Genomic DNA, 19,937 nt, shown 5'->3' with positions numbered 1-19,937 from the left:
ATTTGGTGCTATTTATGACGCCTCAGCAGGGAGTCGGATTATGCGCTCAACCATCAACCTTGATGATAATCTTTTAGAAAAAGCCAGATTGTTGACCGGCACGAAAGAGACAGCTGCTTTAGTCCGGCAAGCGCTGGAGACACTTGTGCGCCTGGAGAGCGGTAAACGCCTTATCGCCCTTGGAGGCACAATGCCGGACGTTGAGGCAGCCCCTCGCCGCCGGAGCTCAGTGTCGAAGTGATATTGGCAGACACTTCAATCTGGATTGACCATTTCCGCGGCGGCGATAATGAGCTCATGAAGATTATCGGTGATGATCTTTTGCTTTGCCATCCAGCGATTATTGGGGAACTTGCGTTGGGCAGCCTCCGGGACAGGACGAGTGTCTTGGCTTTTTTGAATGTGCAGCGTGAAGCTCCAGTCGCAACACATCATGAAGTCATGACAATGATTGAAAAGCACTGCATTTTTAGTATGGGCATTGGCTATACTGATGCCCAACTGCTGGCATCAGTTCTTCTCGACCGGCGAACTTCACTGTGGACCCGAGACAAGCGCTTAAAGGTTGCGGCTGAAAGAGCCGGCGCACGGCTTTACGAGCCGCTTCACAATTAACTATGAAACGACATTATCCATTTCACGGTTGGTTTTGAGGAAGAAATTGCGATCAACATTTAAAATGATCAATCCAATCATCTGATTGCCAGTCAAGAATCCTGGCTCCAACCCAAAGTCGACGAACCACGTTGCCAAATGCGTTAAAAGCAGAATTGCAAAAATTTTTGCTTCGACGTGCCATAATGGAAGGCATGATGCACCTGGGGCAGCTTTTCCATCTTGCTAACACTACCCGACTTGCCATTCCCCGGCGCCCTCGGGAATGGTTGGAAGATCGTCGTACACGAATGGAAAATGGGTTGAAAACACTAGCGCAGCGCGCAACGGGACAATCTCTGGTGGAACCATCAACACGCTACGAGTGAAGGGTTGGATGTTTACGCTTCTGAGCTCTGCAATCCCTGAAGATCACGATAAGAAACGGAATAACGAACATAGAAGAACACCGCATAAGGGATGACACTTTTGGGGAAATGAAAACCTTTGAAATCAATCGCCATAGCCAGTCACCTCACTCAATTATTCCCACCGAAACGACAACAGCGCAGCAGAAATGAAAAATTCGCGCCTGAACCCGGGGAAGTGCTTCGGCTACAGGGTCCTCCCCGAACTCATTTCCCGATCATTCGGAGAACGGAGCCTGATCTCCCCTGTGGCGTCTGTTATTGATTTTCACGGAGTGGCCTCATTCAGATTCGAAATTCATTGAATAGGATTGGTTTTCATGACACAATGCGAGTGAAAAAGAATTTCATGGGAAAGTATCAAAAATCATGCTTCTTGGGCAAAAGAAGCCATTTTCAGGCCAAGTAAGCTTTTTTCACGACCGTCGCCTGCCGGAACGAGCAATCCCGGTCGGGTACGCGTCCCTAATCGACGCTTTCGAGCTCGCTGTTCCCGTGCCGATCAACCTCGCCGCCATCGGTGCGCGCCACAAAGTCTATCAAGCTGACGACTGGAAGCTTTATACGCCACGCCACCAACCAGACGCTAGTCTCACAGGCCATCTGACCTTCGCTTTACGTTACGAAGGTCTGGACCTGGCCGTCCTTAAAGCCCTGTTTCAGGCTACTGGGCCAAGGCCACTTATCGAGATCGTGCATGCAGCGCCGACCGGTGCGTATGCGCGGCGTCTCTGGTTTCTCTATGAATGGCTGCTCGACACCAGGCTCGATCTCGATGATGCAACCCAGGGCACATACGCCCTGGTCGTCGATCCCGGTCTGCAATGGGCAATCGATGGGACGACATCCTCTCGCCATCGGGTGAAGAATAATCTGCCCGGCACACCCGCCTTCTGCCCGATGATCTTCCGCACATCCAAGCTGGATGCTTTTATCGCCCGAGATCTCGGCGAGGAGGCTCGGCGCCTGATCGCTGAGGTGCCGGCGGATTTGCTTGCCCGTACTGCGGCCTTCCTGCTCCTAAAGGATTCACGGTCGAGTTTCCAGATTGAAGGCGAAGACCCTCCCCGGGACCGCATTCAACGCTGGGGACAGGCTATCGCGGAGGCCGGTCGCCATCCAATCGACCGTGCCGAACTGGAACGATTGCAGCGCATCGTTATTGGCGATGCGCGTTTCGTGCACCTTGGCCTGCGCGCTGATAGCGGCTTTGTCGGAGAGCATGATCGCCTGAGCGGCGCGCCCATTCCGGATCATGTCAGCGCCCGGCATGACGATCTGCCGACTCTGATCGAAGGATTGACCGCATTCGACCGCGGTGCAGCACGGCAACTGGACCCGGTATTAGCCGGGGCCACCCTTGCTTTCGGCTTCGTCTATATCCATCCGTTTGAGGACGGAAATGGACGCCTGCACCGTTACGTCATCCATCATGTTTTGGCGGAACGCGGTTTCAATCCGCCTGGGTTGGTGTTTCCTGTCTCGGCAGTCATTCTCGACCGCATTGATGAGTACCGGCACGTGTTGGAGACCTATTCCCGTCGCCTGTTGCCTTTCGTCCGCTGGCGACCGACCGAGCGAGGCAATGTCGAGGTGCTGAACGAGACGGTCGATTTTTATCGATATTTCGACGCAACGCCCCATGCGGAATTCCTGTTCGAATGCGTGGCCCGTACCATTGATATTGACCTGCCAGCAGAGACCGCCTTCCTGAAAACCTATGATAGTTTCAAGAATGAGGTCTCGCGCATGATTGACATGCCGGACAGGCTGCTCGATCTCCTGTTCCGCTTTCTAAGCCAGAATGGCGGTAAGCTGTCGAAGCGTGCTCGCGAAAGGGAGTTTGCCGGCCTGGCTGAAGAGGAGGCTGCGCGTATCGAGCTCATCTACACTGAATTGCTGCAGTCCTGATTGGGCTTTACCAACGATACGGCTGGGTTCGCCCGATTAAACGGTGCGAATTGGTTGGCCTGTTTCTGATTTAGAGTTGGAGTCAAGAATCGCCCGCGACCGGATATGCACCTAGAATTAGTTCGGGCTAGCACCTTTGGCAGTCTCAATAGCGAGCTGCAGAACGCTTCAGTACACTCCTGTTTTTTTATGTATTAGTCCAGCTCCAATGGCCATTTCTGAGCGCCATGAATAGCAGTAATAATTTCTACTACTCCGGACTGTAATCTGTATGCGATAACATAAGGAATATCTGCGAATGCATATTCACGGGTGCCTTTTATACGCCCCGGCCGATTATACGCCCCGGCCGACCCATCGAGGGATAACTTGCTAAATTATCCACTGCCGAGACAATGCGCGTCACAATTTGAGCAGCAGCGTCGGGATTGTCTTTTGCTATATAGGCACCTATCTGGTCGAGCCGACGAATGGCGCGGCGCGTCCAGCGTAAAGTAGGAGCAGTCATGCGCGACGACCAGCCCCAACATACTTCCCTATGACTCTGCCTAGCTCTTCCGAAGTCGCGAATTCATGGCGATCCGCTTCTGCGATTCCTGCTTGAATCTCCGCCAACTGCCATTCTTCCCGGACCACATAGTCTTCGATAGCTTGTGCGGCAAGATAAGCACGTGATCTATCAGACAGCGCGGCAATTTTATCGAGTTTTCTAGCGACGTCGTCCTGCACACGGACCGTAAACGCAGCAGTCATGATTAGGTTCTCCTTGGTTCATTCAGATTATTTATGAACCATTGCGGTTCGTCAAGGCTGCACAATTTTACCTCATTTTCTCAACTACTCACGCTTGTGATTTGCGCGCAATAATCGAGAACAGGTCGAGGATTGATTGCCAGTCAAAAATGCGGTGTGCGGGTGCGGCCACGGATCGTATTGGGTAATCTAGTACGAGCTTATTAGCCCACTCGCTTACTGTTTCTCGGATAATGATGATCGCTCATAGGCCAGCCTGTATCTTCCCTACGAAAACTCTGCGGAAACGGGAAACACAGCCACACCGCTTCAGCGATGAGTTCAGTCGAGAAGCGATGGCGGTGAAAAAGCGAGGGGCGACTTTCGTGCATGCCCTCTTTCCAGCTCAGTTCAGAAGGGACTGAAGGTCACGCGCGCCGTGCAAGATGCGCAGCACTTCGATGCGTTCTGCATTGTTCGTGAAGAAGACGAGATAGCGGTGATGGCACGCGACGCGCAGACCCTCTCCAAGGTGGGGTCGCGCTGGGAAGCTGTCCGGGCGTAATGCAATTGCGCTAAAGATGAGCGCTTCGAGTTCCGCGATAAAGGATAGCGCCCTATCCGGGTTGTCGATCGCGATGTAATCGCCGATCTCGATAAGGTCTGCCTGTGCGGCGGGACGAATGAAGGGCGTTATTGTCACGCCTTGGTGTAGCGGGCCCGCAGGGCTGCAAAGACTTCTTCAGCGGGAATAGCGGGGCCGCTCTCCAGCCCCGCACGAATAGCTTCCCGCAAGGCTTCAAGATCCCGACGTTCGGTGTCCTGCGCACGCACCCAATCGCGTAATGCCTCACGAATGACTTCGCTTGTGGAGGCGTATTCTCCGCCAGCAACGGCATCGCGCACTGTGCTTGCCATTTCTGTGGGCAGGGTAATGGTCAAACGTTCCACTGAGGACATGTCTAAGCTCCTTTTAGGTGCACTTTATCATACTTAGTAATCAGGTCAACAGCAGAAGCCCGTCAGAATAGCAGCCTCGGCCAGTTGATCCTGCGTCGACAAGCGTTGGTAGGACTTTGGCCCGCGCCGTGTAACTCTATACTCGTTTTCAGTGCAGGCAGCGCGAAAACCGTAGAAGCTGGAATGATTATATATATATTCAGTTTCAGATTATTCGACATCACAGATGAGGACGGCGTTATCGTAGCACGTGCTATGAAGCGCGGTTAATAGGGCGTTTCTGGCCCGGGGGTTGAGTAGGTTTTCTCTATCCCGGAGGCAATGCGATGCAGACAAACGTCATCGTTGGGTTCTGCACTGCGCGACGGAGTGGTCGTCCACACAAATACGTCGCCAGACGCGATCATCATCGGCTTACGGCGGACATTATCTAAGATGTAAATGCGCCGGGGATCCGAGGGAAATCGAATGTCAGGATTCTGATCTAGAGTACCAGTCAAGATTCTTGATGATTGCCCCTCCTCAACGGCAATATCGCCCGTCTATCTTGGAGAGAAGCGAATTGGCGCTCCGTTGATCCCATAAATAAAGTTTGAAGCTTAGCTGGTAGGAATCATGTCTGGCCATTCCCGTGCGCCATGAAGTACGCGGAGGATACGAACAACCGATTGTGTTACAGCATAAGCCGCGACGTATGGGGTACCGTTTATCACCAGTTCCCGCGTCCCGGCAATTCTGCCAACCCGACCACTCGCCGGAAAATCAATTAGGCGACGAGCAGCCGCGACTATTCGTTCGTCGACCATGATTGCAGATGAGGGATTCTCCGCCTCAATGAAAGTGAAGATGGCGTCTCGATCTGATAACGCAAATGCGGACCAGGTGAGCTTCACGACTTGAGCGCCGCTGCTTTAAGGCGCGCTGCTGCCCGTCGTCTTTCGAAATGAGCTGTGACTTCATCATCCGGCACGTCGGGTCGTGTGTCGTGAAGCGCTTCAAGAACCTTGCTGCGAAACCAAGCATCGTGCGCTTCGCTGCCTGATATAAGTTCGAGCGGTAATGCCCCCTCGTTCGCCGTCCGTGTGAGTAAGATACGAACTACATCCGACACCGTAAGCCCCATACTTTCAAGTACCGCAGAGGCACGATCTCTAACTTCGGCATCAATGCGAGTTTGAACGAGTGCGTTAGAAGCCATAAGTTTCTCCAACTTAAAGCTGAATTGTAATGCATATGAATTACATAGTCTATAGAAAATTTCTGTGTCCGCCAATTCACTGCGTTTTCCACCTTGGAGCGATACGAACCATTCATCCCTATCATTGGCCGGCGTGCTGATTGCCAGTCAGGAGTGAATCCTGCGGAGCTTCTACGACCGCAATGGGGCCGGGAGCGGACTGTTCGCTGTTGGAGCATCCCGCATATAAAGCAGACATTACCGGCGGAGGCACACAATAGGATCAGGCCCACTTACGCTATACCAAAAGCGGGAGGAGAATTTTGCAGTTCCCACAGCGCAATAGTTGAGGGCAATCCTATCTTCGCCTTCTAAAAATGCTCAAGAGAATATCACCTGTTTGCTTGGGCACGTGATGTGTTGCAACAATCAATTACTCGCGCAATAGTAGCTTCCGCCAATTGAAGGTGGGCCGGGAAGCCCCAATGGTGAGGAGGGGCGGGTTTGTTTCTAAAGAAGATAACCGAGATAAAGAATGTAGGCCGCTTCAAATCGGCGCGCATCGGCGGAGGCAACTATGAGCCGTTCACGCTGATTTATGGAGGTAATGGCCGCGGCAAAACAACGCTAGGCGCAATCCTTCGGTCCCTTCGGCTCAACGACCCGAAGCTCGTCACGCGCCGGAAAACGTTCAAAGCCACATCCGATCCTTTGATTGGCTTGCTGCTCGACACGGGTCCGGCACGGTTCTCGAACGGTGCCTGGAGCGGATCCAGCCCAGACATTCACATCTTCGACCAGCAGTTTGTTAACGAAAACGTCCATGGCGGTGATCAGGTGGATGTCGAGCACCGCCGCAATTTTTATCGCATTGTCGTCGGTCCTACCGGAGTAGCTCTTGCGGAGGAGGTTGACAAGTTAGATGCCGACGCCACCGCAAAGCAGGCCGAGATAACGACTGAGAAAAAGGTGCTTGAGCAGCATGTGCCGAAGGGCTTTAAGCTCGAAGCGTTTCTCAAGCTCGCTGCTGATCCCACGGTCGACAAGAAGATCGAGGACGCTACCCTTAAACTGAAGGTCATCAATGATTTAGACGCCATCAAATCCCGTAAGCTCTTGAGCGTGCCAGAGTTGCCAGCATTGCCGGAAGGTTTCGCCGCACTTCTTGCTAAGGGTGTTGACGGGATCGCGGCCGATGCGGCCGAGCGCGTCAAACAACAGATCGCGGCTCACGACTTTCACGAGGGTGGTGAAACTTGGCTAGCCCAGGGGCTGAAACATGCCACTGGTGAAAATTGCCCATTCTGCGCCAAAACGATGTCGAACAATGACCTGGTCAATGCCTATCGCGGCTATTTCAGCGAGGCCTATGCGGATCACAAGGATACAATTGCCGACATGAGTAAGGCGCTCACTGGAGCATTGTCGGCAGCGGAAGCGCTCAAGTGCGAGCAGGCCTTCAAGGACGCGGAGGCTGATGCGGCTTTCTGGGCAGGCTACTGCGACCACCAATACCAGGGCCCGGAAGCGGCGACTCGGATAGTTGCCGAGATTGACGATCTCCTCCAGGCGGCGAAGGCCGTTTTACGACATAAGACAGAAGCTCCTCTGGAAGCTATGCCAGAGTCTGCCGATTTCATCGAAGCAAATGCGAAATGGTCTTTAACCGTAAAGGAACTCAACGCCGCGTCAGAAAAGGTTGCCGCAGCAAATCAGCTTATCCAGGCCGTGAAGGAGGGAAGCGCCGCGGCAAATAAAGCCGCGGTGGAGGCGACCTTGGCGGGGCTTGAAGCCGTCCGGAAGCGGCATGTCGAGCCGGTTCTCACGCTAGCAACCGGCTACCAGAAACTGCTGGATGAAAAGAAGGCTTTGTTCGATGAAAAGGACACCAAGAAGAAGGAGTTGGATATCTATGACGAGGCAATTCTTGGAGCGTATGAGGTCGACATCAACAAGATCCTAGCCACATTCGGGGCCGGGTTCCGGCTCGCCAAGTGCGGCAAAAACTATATCGGGAAGGTGCCGCAGTCGACCTACTGCTTGCGGTTCGACTCCAACGACGTCGACGTGACACGGAATGGCGAGAACGATCCAGGGTTCGACACGACGATGAGCACAGGCGACAAGAATACCTTCGCGTTGGCCTTCTTCCTCGCGCAGCTAAAGCGAGACGCGGATCTTTCCCGCAAGCTCGTAGTGTTCGACGATCCCTTCACGAGCCTCGACGATTTCCGACGCGCCATGACGGCGAAGGAGATCGTCAGGACTGGCGGCGAGGCAGCTCAGACGATCGTCCTGAGCCACGATAAGTTCTTCCTCGACGCTGTACGCGTCCTGATCCACAGCGTGGCCTGTACGACGATAAAAATTTCCGGGACCTCAACCGGCTCGTCAATCGAGCCTTGGGAAATCGAGTGGGAAGTAAAGGAAGGCTATCTTCAAGAACATATGTTACTTCAGGAGTTCGCCGAGGGCCGCAACAACAACGCGCGGGAAATGCGGACTGCGATGCGGCCGCTCTTGGAAAAATACATCCGCTACCGGTTTCCCAACCAAATCCTAGACGGAAAATGGCTGGGCGACATGCTGGCGATTATTCGCGCGGACGCCAGCCATCCTCTAACGCCGCAGTATAACGACTTGGACGACATCAATCAGTTCACGGCGCCATTCCACCACGATCCAAATGCGGCTTTTGTAGACGACGAAGTCCGGACATATGCACAGCGTACTATTTCGATCGTTGGCGGATGCTGAAGCTCCTTGCGGACAATGGCAGGCTAGTTGCCGTGAGAATGTCCGCTTACAAGTTATGCCATGACTTGCCAAATGACCGAGTGGGAGGCGCGAAGCGGACCTGGTTCGCGCCAGTCTCGTCGACAAATGAACGCTCCCTTTTTGTAGGTTGTCTGACGAGAAAGTAGATCCTCGCCGCCAGGGCAGGTGTAGAGATCGCGCTTGACCGACCAATTGAGCAGCCTTGAGGCCCTCGAAACCGCCTCGTACCGCGACAAAGGACCCAGAGATGCTTGGCCACGATCCAATTGCGAGAGACCTCATCGCTTCGGCTTTGGGGAAAACGATAGACGCCGCAGTCCGCGAGCACATCGCTGGATTGACACAAGAGGCTCCGCTAACCGCGCGGATTGGACAGATGCTCGAAAGTGAACTTAACGGCAAGGACATCTTGGGAAATCATATCCGGATCATGACACAAGATATCCCCGACCGAGGGCAAGGTGCACTTGAGAAGGACATCGGTGCGGACTTGTATGTTGGGATCGAGGTCGTCGGAGGCGGTGGAAGAAGGGAAAGCAAAGGCTTTCTGGTGCAGGCGAAGTTGCAGCGCAATCTTAATCGAGCTGAGGGTGAACTGCGCGATGCTTGCGCGAAATTGTTGGGCATCACCGATGCATCATATGTCTTCGTATATGGAACGGGGGGTGTCAGGGTCTTGAACGCAAAGACAGTATTCGAAGACACGCAAATGCGTGTTCGAGACATGAGTGCCAGGCGTGTGACGACGCTCTTTAAGAGAACGCTCGAATGCACGGAGGGAGACTTCGGGCTTGGCTTGCCTAGGGCGAAGGGTCTTGCTCAGGCGCGGGGTGCCCTTGCCGACAAATTGAAAGCTCTTCGGGTGGAACGAGCTATTGAAGTGAAGATCGAAACCAACGCGTAGACTATGTAGACATCCCGTTTCCTTGCGGCATGAGGGTGCCCAGCCGCTCCTGGTGCCGGTGCTTTAGCTACCACCACCCTCCTGGGGCGCTAAGTAGTGACGGATTGACCGCCCTTGGCGCAAAGGCGACGAGACGCCGCCATGGAGTTGTGTCCGCTCTTCGGCATGAGCGGTAACGACGATTACGTCCGAAAGGAAGGTGCATTGCCGATCGGCCGGTTGCGACCCTCATATCGGCCGTTCCATGACCTATTGTCGCGTCCCGAAAGCGGTCATTCGTGAAGGCACCATTTTCAGTTTAAAAGGCGATACTTGCGAGATCAAATGGAATGTAGTCCAATGCTGCAGGGGGACTCGATGCCATACTTCATAGACAATGATCTCGCACTGAACCTGATAGGTGCGCCCAATACGGGTTTTCGCCCTGGACAGTTGGGCGCCCTGCATTCTTCGCTGGCGCATTTCTCGGTCTACGATGAACCGGCGATTATTTCGTTGCCCACTGGCTACGGAAAGACGGCTCTCCTGATGGCGTTGCCATTTTTGCTGAGGGCACGGCGCCTCCTAGTCGTCGAGCCGTCCGACGCACTGCGGCGGCAGACTACCGGCCATTTCAAGGAGCTTTCCGTCCTTCGGCTGCTCCGGGTCGTCGCCGAGACCACGCCCAACCCCAAGGTCTACAGTCAGAAAGGTGCACCTGCAGATGCGGCCGAGTGGTCGAAGCTTGCAGAACAGGACGTAGTGATCTCTACCCCTCAGAGCCTTTCACCAGCCATCGCGCCGCAGGCGCCAGCGGATTTGTTCGACGTCATTATCTTCGACGAAGCGCATCATGCACCCGCAGAAACATGGGCGGCCTTCCTTGCGCACTACCCGGACGCGAAGTTCGTCTTCCTGACCGCCACGCCGTTCCGCCGTGATCGAAAGGTAATTCCGGGACGAATGGCTTACTATTATCCGGTATCGAAGGCCGCAAAGGAGTCGGCATTCGGTCGTGTGACATTCACTTCGGCGCCAGTGCAGAACGCAAACAATGACGAGGAGATCGATCGTTCGGTTGCCCGAACTGCGGTCGCGCGGCTGCGTGCCGACCAAGCGATTGGCTTTGACCATCGCATTTTTGCCCGCGCGGCGACGATCGCGTCTGCGCGGAAGCTGGTCGAGGTCTATGCCGAGGCCGGGGCCCGCGTCAGGACCATCGATAGCCACGCTTCTAAGCGTGCCCAGGACACGGCGGAGATGGAACTGCTCGCAGGAGAGATCGATGGTGTGGTCTGCGTCGACATGTTCGGTGAGGGGTACGATTTTCCCAAGCTGAAGATCGCGGCCCTCCACGCGCCCCATCGTTCCCTGGTGCGTACATTGCAGTTCATCGGCCGCTTCGCACGGACGAGCGATGCTACGACCGGCGATGCTACGCTGGTGGCGCCACTTTCGCGACTTAAGGCGGCGTCGCTGAAGCTATTCAAGGAAGGGATCGACGTCGCCGAGTTGATCGATGAAGTCGCTCGGGCGCAGATCGCGGATGCAGAAGCGGATCGGGAGGTCCTGGACCTGCTCAAGATCAAAAAGCAGACAGACTCCGACTACGATTCCGTGACGCCGCTCCTGTTGGAGCTTTACGCGCACGCGCAGATCTTCGAATGCCACGCGAAACCGGACTTCTCGCAGTTCGGCGATACTATAGGCCGTGATCTGAGGGTGGTGAAGCAATGGTCATCGGAGGACGGGCTAATGTCGCTTCTCCTAACCGTCGACACTTCACCGCCGAGTTGGGCGACGTCCGACGTTCTGGTCAACGTGCGCCATGACGCCTTCCTCCTAGCCTTCAATCAAGCCTCTCATCTGTGCTTCATCGGCTCGACTCGCCGAACGGCACGCATCTATCAGGACCTCATTCAGACCGCGCTGCCCGACCAGCATAGGCCTATTAGCTATGAGCGAACGCGCCGTGCGTTGAGCGGACTAAGCAGCCTAAGATTCTACAACGTCGGCCTGAGAAACACTGCGGTTAATTCTCAGGCTGAGTCTTACCGAGTGATGACAGGTCCGGCTGCGGAGCGCGCGATAACGAGCGGTGACGCCCGAGCCTATTCACAAGGGCACTTTTTCGGCAGCGGTGTCGGTGATGAAGACGTCCGCGAGACGATCGGCGCCAGCAGCAGTTCTCGCATCTGGTCCAATCAGCGCCAGACCGTCGCGGAATACATCGAATGGATCACCGAGCTCAACGGAAGACTCGGCGGAGGGGGCGGCATTTCGGCCTCGCAATTAGACATTATTCAGCACGCCCGTACCCTTCGACAGCTTCCCGACCGGATCATCGCCGCTGGCTGGCACAAACAGGCTTACCGGCTCGCGCCACGGATTCGATGGAGAAACCAAGCGGGCGAACCGTGGTCCTATGGCAATATAACAGACCTAGAGCTGGGCAATTGGCAGGTGGATGGCTCGCGGTCCGCTATGACCTTCGATATCATCTCCGACAATTTCAACGAGAGCTTCCGCTTCGGTATCGATGGTGGTGCGTTGTTCACGAAAGTTGGCGCGAAGGATGTCGAGATCCATACTGGCTATGACGAATGGTCGGACTTGGCGTCATGGCTGTCCGAGCATCCGCCGGTTTTCTACGCGGCCGACAAGTCCTCCTTCGTCGGCGTGAACTTGATCGCAGCTGCAACAGCAGTCGCGACCCAGCTGCGCGACGGTGATGCGGAGGCTCTTGACTGGCACAATTGCAAGATCGATTTGGAGTTCGGACCAGATCAACCGGACGGGAGGCTGAGCGTCCATCAATGGCTTGAGCGACATCTGATGGCCGTACCCAACACCATTGCGCTGGTCTATGACCACCGGAGCGGCGAGGCGGCGGACTACATCGCCGCGATACAAAACCCCGATAACACCGTAGTGGTCAGGCTATATCACTGCAAAGGCGCTGGCGGCGCCCCGTCCGGCGGACGCGTCAACGACGTCTACGAAGTTTCGGGGCAGATGCTGAAATCCATCACATATTGTGATGCCGCTGTACTGGTCCAGCACATCGAGCACCGCATAAATGCAGGACGTCACCGCAGTCCCTCCCGGTTTGCGATCGGCGACTTCCAGACGTTTAGGCAGACATTGGAAGAGGCACCTCCAACAGGATTGACCTTCGAAGTCTTTGGCGTTCAGCCGGGAATATCCAAAGGTGCTGTGGATACGCATCTTGCCGATCTTATGATCTACGGGTTGGATTACGCGCAGCGGGGCGGTGCTTCACGAGCCCAATGGCTCATCAGCGCTTGATCCGCGCGTAATGTTACGGCTCCGAGCTGATAATCTGTGCACGGACTGGAGCGACACCAATCGCATTCTCGTTCACGAAAACACATGATCCACTGGAGAATCAGGAATTGAACACCTCGTTTGATTGGCGACTCGCCGGGCCGCTAGTCCGTCATTCTCCCGCACTCGATGAGAGCCTTCAGAACCGTTTTCACGGCCTAGTGAAGTTGAGACTCGGGCATGCGACTTTCGGGAGCGTGCTGCTGCCAGAGCTGATCTTCCTCGAGCGGCCATACTGGCGCTTTTTTCAATTGAGCTTCTTCGGCCCGCCAATACTTGGGTTCAACGTTGGTCCGAATATTCATGTCGCGCGTTTCTCTGTGGACGTCGGCAGCCCGCGCGCGACAATTTTAACACGGCTGATTGTGGAAGTGCGATCTGATGGTCTGGTGAGGCGCTACGACGACGGGGCGCAGCTCTATCGGTGCATTATTAACGGGCCGAAGCGGCTGACGCGATTTGCCTCAGGCACATGTCGGCCACGAGCGGACAATGACTTCGATCTTCGTCTGTACCACATTACCAATCCCAAGGCGTTCGCCAGTATTGTGGGCAGCCAGGAGCTGAGGTCGTCCCGGTGGAACCTGCAGGGCACGAGGGAGCTAGCAAACGTCGCCTACGTCTATTTGACCAGCTTACCCGCCATAGAGTCAGATGAGGATTTGCTTCGTATTGCGATGTCCTCTGATGGGGTCATTAGATTTCAAACGACGTCCAACCGCCCTCAAGAGGAAACTCTCGAGCTGACTGTCTACCGTGAGAACACAACTGTTCGAACCGCACGGCTGCAGGTAAATGTGGCGAGCAGTCTTTTGGCTCCGCCGCACTTGCTTATCCACCGCCCGATGGGTGATCAGGTCTACTACGAGGTAGTTGGTCCCGAGATCTACCGTGTTGGAGTTAAGCCGAAGGCGGCCCTCATCTATACCGGCGGCCATGGAACGATCGCAGAAAGAATGTTGAAGCGCTTCGACTACGTTGTGGTCGGCGACGCCTCGATAATTGAAGGGCTTGCTGCGCCTTATGATGAGGAGGAAACCAACCAGGTCGTTCATATCGAAAAACTCGACGCAGGCTTCGATTTGTTCGAATTCTGGCTCAAGAACCAAAACAGTGATCAAGTCACAAGCCGGCACCCCGAGCCGCGCATCTTTTTGAAATGATACGTGCGCCCCGGAAAGGTCCGGTCTTGGCCGAACATCGGAGACGGCACTTCGCCAGTTCATTTGCGATGAGGCCTGTGGAGTCGCGCGCGCCGTCCGGTTGTTTGCCACGCCAGCCAAAAGCGGTCATTTAGCTTTCCACCCCATAATGGTCGTTAGCAGCAAGAAAAAGCGGAATGACTACTTTGGAGTGCGTGTGAATTGTACAGTAACGTCTGCAATAGAGCGCATTGCTGCCCGGCAGCTACCGACCTCATGTCAGTCGTCAAGTTCATGGTTGGACTTCGCTGAAAGCTGCCCTTCGCAGCATGTTGCGCTCGTTCCCGATTCGGGCGATATTTGGTGCTACCGAGAACATGGGGTAGATTCACTGATGACCGACGAGCCGGCCAAGGGCCCAGCCTCCTACTTCCCTTCAATTGAAAAGAAGTACGGCCGTCCCATCGTCCATTGGCAGGAGTTGGTACGTAAGGGTCTCCCGGCAAAGCATATGGATCTCGTCGAAATGTTGAAGAACGAGCATGGAATGGGACACGGGCACGCCAACGCAGTTGTCGCGTACACATTGGGGCAGGACAAAAAGTCACCTGAGGCGGTCAAATGACTCGCCACCACCCGTGTTGCTAGCCGAATTATTTGGAGGTTGCATGGCGAACACTTTTCCACATGGTACTGTTCACGAGGCACGCGAGGATCTTCAGGCAGCCCTGCTATCGGCTCCGAATGTCTTCGTTCTGTGGGAAAGTCTGACGCCGCTCGGCCGAAATGAATTCATCTGCTGGGTGGATGATGCGAAACAGCCAAAGACGCGCCAGCGTCGCATTGAACGAACCTGTGACGAACTGTTGGAGGGCAAGAAACGCCCATGCTGTTGGGCGGGCTGCATTCACCGCACCGACAAAGCGCCAAGCCGATGGCAGCAGGCAGTCTTGATTGATCAGCAGGGGAAGAACAGGCTGTAAACCTCAGAGCGAATGTCCCGTTGTCATTCTTCACAGGAAACAGCCGCCCGACCGCTCCCCACCCCATCGCGGTCGCTAATAGTATGAAAAGCGAAACGACAGCTATCAGCAAACTTTTCGGCACCGCGAACGTCCGACATTGCGCGCAAAGCGGTCATTCCTAAGCCTATGGCTTGAGCGATAAGAGCCACTTCTATTAATCATGGTATCTGATATTATGAGCTATAGAAAAGGGAACTGTCGCTCATGACCTGGAACTGGACGCAACCGGACTGGCCGAATTTCAGTTACGATGCTGCAGCGCTACACAGCCTGGAGCAGCAGTTCCTGCTATCCTCTGGCGAGGTGATTGGTGCCGTGCGCCATATCCATCCAAGTGAACAAGATCTGTTACGCATCGAACTCTTGAGCGATGAAGCAATCAAAACCAGTGCGATCGAAGGTGAGACGCTGGACCGGCTTAGTGTTCAGTCATCTCTACGAAAACAGTTGGGCCTGGCAACGGATCGGCGCGCGCTGCAACCGCGTGAACACGGCGTCGCCGAAATGTCGGTTGATGTCTACGGTACATATGCCTTGCCACTTGACGACGCGACCCTGTTTCGCTGGCATCAGATGCTAATGGCTGGCAGCCGGCATCTGGAAGCCATCGGCGCCTATCGGACGCATACTGACGCCATGCAGATCGTCTCCGGACATCTGGACCGTCCCACAATTCATTTCGAAGCGCCGCCTTCAGAACAGGTGCCAGGCGAAATGGACCGTTTCATTGCCTGGTTCAATGAGACGGCACCCAATGGCGCATCTCCCCTGCCCGCATTGACCCGGGCTGCACTCAGCCATGTCTGGTTTGAAAGCATTCACCCCTTTGAAGACGGCAATGGGCGTCTCGGCCGCGCACTGGCCGAAAAAGCCCTCGCCCAATCGCTGGGCCAGCCCAGTCTGATCCTATTGAGTTTTGCCATCGAACAAAGCCGCAAAGCCTATTACACACAACTGGAACAGCATCAGCGCACCCTGGATGTGACACAATGGCTGGTCTGGTTTGGTCAAACCGTGCTGGCAGCGCAGCAGCTCACCCTGCAACGGGTGCGCTTCTATATCGCCAAAGCGCATTTTTATGACCGGTTTCGCGGCGTCCTCAATCCACGCCAGGAAAAGGTGGTAGCACGGTTGTTTGAAGCCGGGCCCGATGGCTTTGTCGGGGGCTTAAGTGCTGACAATTATCGCGCCATGACAAAAACCTCACGCGCCACCGCAACCCGTGACCTCCAGGATATGGTCGACAAAGGCGCTCTGACGCGCCAAGGCCAGTTGCGGTTTACGCGATACGCGCTGAATTGGATCCCATTTCGCAATTGAAATAACTCATTAATTACCTCTATATTAAAACTAATTCTCTCATAAGTATCGTTACCGTGACATTAACCATGTTTATTTATAACCTTCGATAAGTATACGTTATCAGAGGGTATATGTACAAAGCACTTGTACGTGCTGTATAACAATGGTATCAATGGCGTACGACCGATTTCGGAGGTCCGAATGCGCCAGACAAGCTACAAGATCAGCGAAGCCCGCAAGAATTTCGCTGAAGTCCTCGAGCGCGCCAACCGGGGCGAAGAGATCGTCATCATGCGTGGCAACGAAGTTTACGCCCGCATCGGTCCGGCAGCGGACGGTGGCAAGCGCCCTTTTGGCCTGTTGCGCCATCGTGGCCTGCCCGACAACTTGTTCGACACAGTTGATGCAGAGCAGGCGGCGATCGATGCGGGAGACTGGAATGATGATACCGGCGTCTGGCATGGCAAATCCAACAATAGCGAAAACACGCAATGAAAATCCTGCTCGACAGCCACGCCGTCTACTGGTGGACAATCGGTAGTGATCGCCTGTCCACGAAGGCACGATCGCTGATCGAGGACAAGGCAAATGCTATCCTCGTCAGTGCGGTCACGTTTTATGAGCTGGACAACAGGATGATGCGCCTGAACAAGCTTGATCTCAAGCCCCAGGAACTGCGGGCAGCCGTCACGGAAAGCGGCCTGCAAACACTCGCCATCACTGATCTGCATGCCGAACTTGCAGCAAATTTTGAATGGGAACATCGCGATCCGTGGGACCGGATTCTTGCCGCTCAGGCGCGGCTTGAGCACTGCACTTTCATCTCGGCGGATCTGGCGTTCGACGCGATTCTGCATGAGCGCGTCTGGTAAGGGCAGTGGCGGTGAAGGTATTCGTGGACATTGCCGAGGCGGCGGAGCGATTTGACGAACTGATTGACTTCGTTTTGCGCGATGACGAAGTTGTCATCTGTCGAGCTGGCGATCCTATTGCCGCGATCGTGCCAATTTCGCAGAACGGCCAGGGCACATGGGATGAAGTCTGGGCGCTGGCGCTTAAGGGAAGGCCTGCAAACACGCACCAGACTTCGAACCACGATGAACTATATGACGAGAACGGACTGCCGAAATGAGCAGCTCGTTGTCAGGTTCGATTGAAAAACGCACCGAGACTTTAGATACGATGGCGGCTGTTCTGCCGCTGAACCGCCGCGACAGGCTCGCCGGACTATTGACCGATCAGGATTTCGAAACCTTGCGCCATCTGGTCAACGAAGGCATGGGCGAAAACACGCTGCGCGCGCTGACCTCGGATCTGGCCTATCTCGAAGCCTGGGCCTTGTCCGCCAGTGGCAGCCCCCTTCCCTGGCCTGCGCCCGAAGCCCTGTTGCTGAAATTTGTTGCGCATCATCTGTGGCGACCGCAGCAACGCGAGATCCACCCCGATCACGGCATGCCGACCTGCGTAGAAGACGAATTGCGCCGACAAGGCTTTCTACGTGTGTCGGGATCGCATGCACCGGCAACGGTCCGTCGTCGTCTCGCCAACTGGTCGACGTTGACCCGTTGGCGCGGACTCGAGGGGTCATTTTCATCGCCTTCCATCAAATCGGCAATCCGCCTTGCGGTGCGCGCCATCAACCGGCCGCGCAGCCGCAAGAGTGCCAATGCGATTACCAGCGATATCCTGAGCAAGCTGTTGGCGACCTGTTCCAGCGATGATCTGCCCGCGATTCGCGACCGGGCCATCCTGATGGTAGCCTTTGCCTCCGGCGGGCGAAGGCGCAGCGAAGTGGCCTGCTTGCGCATAGAACAACTCGTCAAACAGGCACCTGTCACCGATGAAGACGGCTCCCTCCTCGCCTCGCTCGGCATTCATCTTGGCCGCACCAAAACCGGCGGTGCCGATCAGGACGAGTTCGTCTATCTGACCGGCCGACCCGTCGAAGCCCTCACCCGATGGCTGGAAGCGGCAAAAATCGACAAGGGCAGCGTGTTTCGCAAAATCGATCGCTGGGGCAATGTTTCGGTTCGAGCGCTCGAACCGAGCGCCATCAACCGGATCGTCAAGCAGCGCGCGCAAATGGCTGGGTTAGAGCCTAGTGAGTTTTCGGCGCACGGCCTGCGTTCCGGCTATCTCACCGAAGCCGCCAATCGCGGCATACCGCTCCCCGAAGCGATGGAACAATCACGCCATCGCTCTGTCCAGCAGGCGTGCGATTATTACTACGACGCCAAACGGCGAAGCGGTCGAGCGTCACGGTTGCTATAGGTCCGAGCCGCCCCAGCATGATTGATTTACGGACGTCGGAAAGAACGGGCAAGTTCCCTAGCGCCTGCAATATAAACCGAATAGAAAGTCGCGCTTGGCCGACGCCCTTTCATAATGCAGAGCGACAAGGTGAGACCGGATCTGTTTCACCCCGGGCTTTCGTCTGCGAGGTTTTTCATCTTCCGACTTCGTCCAAGGGGCGGATCGGTCAGAAAGCCGTTTGAGTTTGCTTGGTCTTTCTGATGCCTGAAACCGTATATCAACCCCGTTCAGCACCGCACTAGCGGATGGTGTTGCCCGATAAGTCCATTCTTCGGGAAATCTGCGAAATCAATTGTTCGTCCGGGACGCGCCAGTGGAATAAGACTCCAGAACGCCACTCTGATTGCGATCACTCTCTTTGAAAACAAATGATGATGGGTTGAAACAGGGTTCCAACCTCAATGAATGGATCTGCCCAAACTGGGACACCTCTCAGCCGCGATGAACACTTTATCGGTCTGTTGCTTGCTGGGAAATCGGCGACGGTCGCGCATTTTCCCACACGATCCACGCTTGCTATCCTTCATCTGCATCCTGTGGATTTGAAGACCGACGATTTGATCTGGGGACATTTGAATAAAAGCGACTTTCATCGACAAAAGCTGCTGACATGTGTGGGCGCCATCGAGATAGGTGTGTGGCATCAGCGAACAGAGGATTGACTGTATGACGTTCCATCGGGATCGCCTCTATAACGCCCCCATCTCGACCGCCGCAAGAGGCGGCTGAGACAAAGGCTGCTCTCAGAGCATGCACCAAGCAAGAGCTTCACGGGCGTAACTGCGCATCGCGCAACTACTCATCCGCATCAGGCGTCCTACAACGACCCCATCCGCCGGCAGAAGGCGCGTAATGGGGCGAATTACCACTCGGGCGGCCCAATCCCGTCTCCACGAACTCCATTTGCCGTGAGCAGCCAATCGGATGCGCCGCCCCTTCCGTCAAAGATCGACGGTCGATCCAGAGACGGCGTTCGATGAGACGATTGCTGGCCTGTTCGCCGGCATCACCGTTTTTGTCAGCCGTACTTTTTGCCATTAAACTGTTTGTTTTCCGATAGTTAGCAGAATTGACCACTTGCCGTTCCTGCTCGTCGGGCTAATTTGGTGAACGCAGGGCGCATGATCTGTACGAGGAAGTGTCATGCAAGACAGTTGAGAAATTCGGACAGGACAATTTCCGGACAGTTTCGCGAATGCGCTTTGACGCGGCATGGTGGGAGTGTTGCAGAGCAATACAGCCTCGACAAAAGCGGACGCGACTTCAATTCCTTTGCCCAGGAAATTCATAGGATGCGCGCATAATTGCGGCTCGTAAGCCAAGGGAATTGCAAAGACAACTGTT

The 19,937-nt window shown here is 55.1% G+C and carries 21 protein-coding genes and 1 pseudogene; 14 read left to right on the top strand and 8 right to left on the bottom strand.

Going from position 1 to position 19,937, the window contains the following annotated elements; genetic code table 11:
• Positions 1-40 precede the first annotated feature (40 nt).
• Positions 41-241 carry a type II toxin-antitoxin system VapB family antitoxin gene (locus tag ABWV94_RS17620; protein ID WP_353414729.1) on the top strand — a complete coding sequence of 67 codons (201 nt, stop codon included), beginning with the start codon at positions 41-43 and terminating at the stop codon, positions 239-241.
• Positions 238-615 (top strand): type II toxin-antitoxin system VapC family toxin, encoded by a 378-nt coding sequence (locus tag ABWV94_RS17615; protein WP_353414727.1) that lies wholly within the window; start codon positions 238-240, stop codon positions 613-615. The genes ABWV94_RS17620 and ABWV94_RS17615 overlap by 4 nt, the downstream gene beginning before the upstream one ends.
• Before the next feature lie 404 nt (positions 616-1,019).
• On the opposite strand, the pseudogene ABWV94_RS17610 reads toward ABWV94_RS17615, so the two are convergent.
• Positions 1,020-1,118 (bottom strand): annotated as a pseudogene (locus tag ABWV94_RS17610) (IS6 family transposase); the annotation flags it as partial.
• A 273-nt stretch (positions 1,119-1,391) separates the two neighbouring features.
• On the opposite strand from ABWV94_RS17610, the gene ABWV94_RS17605 reads away from it, so the two are divergent.
• Positions 1,392-2,933 (top strand): Fic family protein, encoded by a 1,542-nt coding sequence (locus ABWV94_RS17605; protein ID WP_353414725.1) that lies wholly within the window; start codon positions 1,392-1,394, stop codon positions 2,931-2,933.
• 319 nt (positions 2,934-3,252) lie between these two features.
• Here ABWV94_RS17605 and ABWV94_RS17600 read toward each other — a convergent pair whose 3' ends face one another.
• From ABWV94_RS17600 to ABWV94_RS17575, 6 genes are all read right to left on the bottom strand, one after another.
• A complete protein-coding gene (locus ABWV94_RS17600; RefSeq protein ID WP_353414723.1) occupies positions 3,253-3,441 on the bottom strand; it encodes a type II toxin-antitoxin system RelE/ParE family toxin in 189 nt (62 codons plus the stop codon).
• Positions 3,438-3,686, bottom strand: coding sequence for a CopG family ribbon-helix-helix protein (locus ABWV94_RS17595; protein ID WP_113497204.1), 249 nt, complete (start codon positions 3,684-3,686; stop codon positions 3,438-3,440). The genes ABWV94_RS17600 and ABWV94_RS17595 overlap by 4 nt, the downstream gene beginning before the upstream one ends.
• Positions 3,687-4,071: 385 nt before the next feature.
• Complete coding sequence (locus tag ABWV94_RS17590) at positions 4,072-4,368, bottom strand: type II toxin-antitoxin system RelE/ParE family toxin (RefSeq protein ID WP_353414720.1); 297 nt, start codon at positions 4,366-4,368, stop codon at positions 4,072-4,074.
• Positions 4,365-4,625 (bottom strand): type II toxin-antitoxin system ParD family antitoxin, encoded by a 261-nt coding sequence (locus ABWV94_RS17585; RefSeq protein WP_113497200.1) that lies wholly within the window; start codon positions 4,623-4,625, stop codon positions 4,365-4,367. The genes ABWV94_RS17590 and ABWV94_RS17585 overlap by 4 nt, the downstream gene beginning before the upstream one ends.
• 599 nt (positions 4,626-5,224) lie before the next feature.
• Positions 5,225-5,518: a type II toxin-antitoxin system RelE/ParE family toxin gene (locus tag ABWV94_RS17580; protein WP_353414718.1), complete on the bottom strand. Its 294-nt coding sequence runs from the start codon at positions 5,516-5,518 to the stop codon at positions 5,225-5,227.
• Entirely contained in the window at positions 5,515-5,823 is a 309-nt protein-coding gene (locus ABWV94_RS17575) for a type II toxin-antitoxin system RelB/DinJ family antitoxin (RefSeq protein ID WP_064322969.1), read from the bottom strand. Before ABWV94_RS17575 ends, ABWV94_RS17580 begins: the two co-directional genes overlap by 4 nt.
• A gap of 483 nt (positions 5,824-6,306) precedes the next feature.
• On the opposite strand from ABWV94_RS17575, the gene ABWV94_RS17570 reads away from it, so the two are divergent.
• From ABWV94_RS17570 to ABWV94_RS17520, 11 genes are all read left to right on the top strand, one after another.
• Complete coding sequence (locus ABWV94_RS17570) at positions 6,307-8,559, top strand: AAA family ATPase (RefSeq protein WP_353414716.1); 2,253 nt, start codon at positions 6,307-6,309, stop codon at positions 8,557-8,559.
• Between the two features lie 268 nt (positions 8,560-8,827).
• Positions 8,828-9,484: a hypothetical protein gene (locus ABWV94_RS17565; protein ID WP_353414714.1), complete on the top strand. Its 657-nt coding sequence runs from the start codon at positions 8,828-8,830 to the stop codon at positions 9,482-9,484.
• A gap of 339 nt (positions 9,485-9,823) precedes the next feature.
• The gene (locus ABWV94_RS17560; protein ID WP_353414712.1) at positions 9,824-12,772 is read left to right on the top strand and encodes a DEAD/DEAH box helicase; all 2,949 of its coding nucleotides are present in this window, start codon (positions 9,824-9,826) and stop codon (positions 12,770-12,772) included.
• A 107-nt stretch (positions 12,773-12,879) separates the two neighbouring features.
• Entirely contained in the window at positions 12,880-13,974 is a 1,095-nt protein-coding gene (locus tag ABWV94_RS17555; RefSeq protein ID WP_353414710.1) for a hypothetical protein, read from the top strand.
• A 373-nt stretch (positions 13,975-14,347) separates the two neighbouring features.
• Positions 14,348-14,578 carry a DUF4287 domain-containing protein gene (locus ABWV94_RS17550; protein WP_353414708.1) on the top strand — a complete coding sequence of 77 codons (231 nt, stop codon included), beginning with the start codon at positions 14,348-14,350 and terminating at the stop codon, positions 14,576-14,578.
• Between the two features lie 43 nt (positions 14,579-14,621).
• Positions 14,622-14,936: a YdeI/OmpD-associated family protein gene (locus ABWV94_RS17545; RefSeq protein WP_353414706.1), complete on the top strand. Its 315-nt coding sequence runs from the start codon at positions 14,622-14,624 to the stop codon at positions 14,934-14,936.
• 246 nt (positions 14,937-15,182) lie between these two features.
• Positions 15,183-16,298 (top strand): Fic family protein, encoded by a 1,116-nt coding sequence (locus ABWV94_RS17540; protein ID WP_113497182.1) that lies wholly within the window; start codon positions 15,183-15,185, stop codon positions 16,296-16,298.
• 183 nt (positions 16,299-16,481) lie between these two features.
• Entirely contained in the window at positions 16,482-16,775 is a 294-nt protein-coding gene (locus tag ABWV94_RS17535; protein ID WP_113497180.1) for a type II toxin-antitoxin system Phd/YefM family antitoxin, read from the top strand.
• On the top strand, positions 16,772-17,152 hold the full coding sequence (locus ABWV94_RS17530) for a type II toxin-antitoxin system VapC family toxin (RefSeq protein ID WP_113497178.1): 381 nt from the start codon (positions 16,772-16,774) through the stop codon (positions 17,150-17,152). The genes ABWV94_RS17535 and ABWV94_RS17530 overlap by 4 nt, the downstream gene beginning before the upstream one ends.
• 11 nt (positions 17,153-17,163) lie before the next feature.
• Complete coding sequence (locus tag ABWV94_RS17525) at positions 17,164-17,412, top strand: type II toxin-antitoxin system Phd/YefM family antitoxin (protein WP_374844116.1); 249 nt, start codon at positions 17,164-17,166, stop codon at positions 17,410-17,412.
• The gene (locus ABWV94_RS17520) at positions 17,409-18,551 is read left to right on the top strand and encodes a site-specific integrase (protein ID WP_353414703.1); all 1,143 of its coding nucleotides are present in this window, start codon (positions 17,409-17,411) and stop codon (positions 18,549-18,551) included. The genes ABWV94_RS17525 and ABWV94_RS17520 overlap by 4 nt, the downstream gene beginning before the upstream one ends.
• A gap of 837 nt (positions 18,552-19,388) precedes the next feature.
• Here ABWV94_RS17520 and ABWV94_RS17515 read toward each other — a convergent pair.
• Positions 19,389-19,631, bottom strand: coding sequence for a hypothetical protein (locus ABWV94_RS17515; RefSeq protein ID WP_113497174.1), 243 nt, complete (start codon positions 19,629-19,631; stop codon positions 19,389-19,391).
• Positions 19,632-19,937 lie beyond the last annotated feature (306 nt).

Origin of the sequence: Brucella sp. NBRC 12953 (assembly GCF_040369775.1) — a bacterium.
GTDB lineage: Bacteria > Pseudomonadota > Alphaproteobacteria > Rhizobiales > Rhizobiaceae > Brucella > Brucella pseudogrignonensis.
This window is presented reverse-complemented; position numbering and strand designations above follow the sequence as displayed.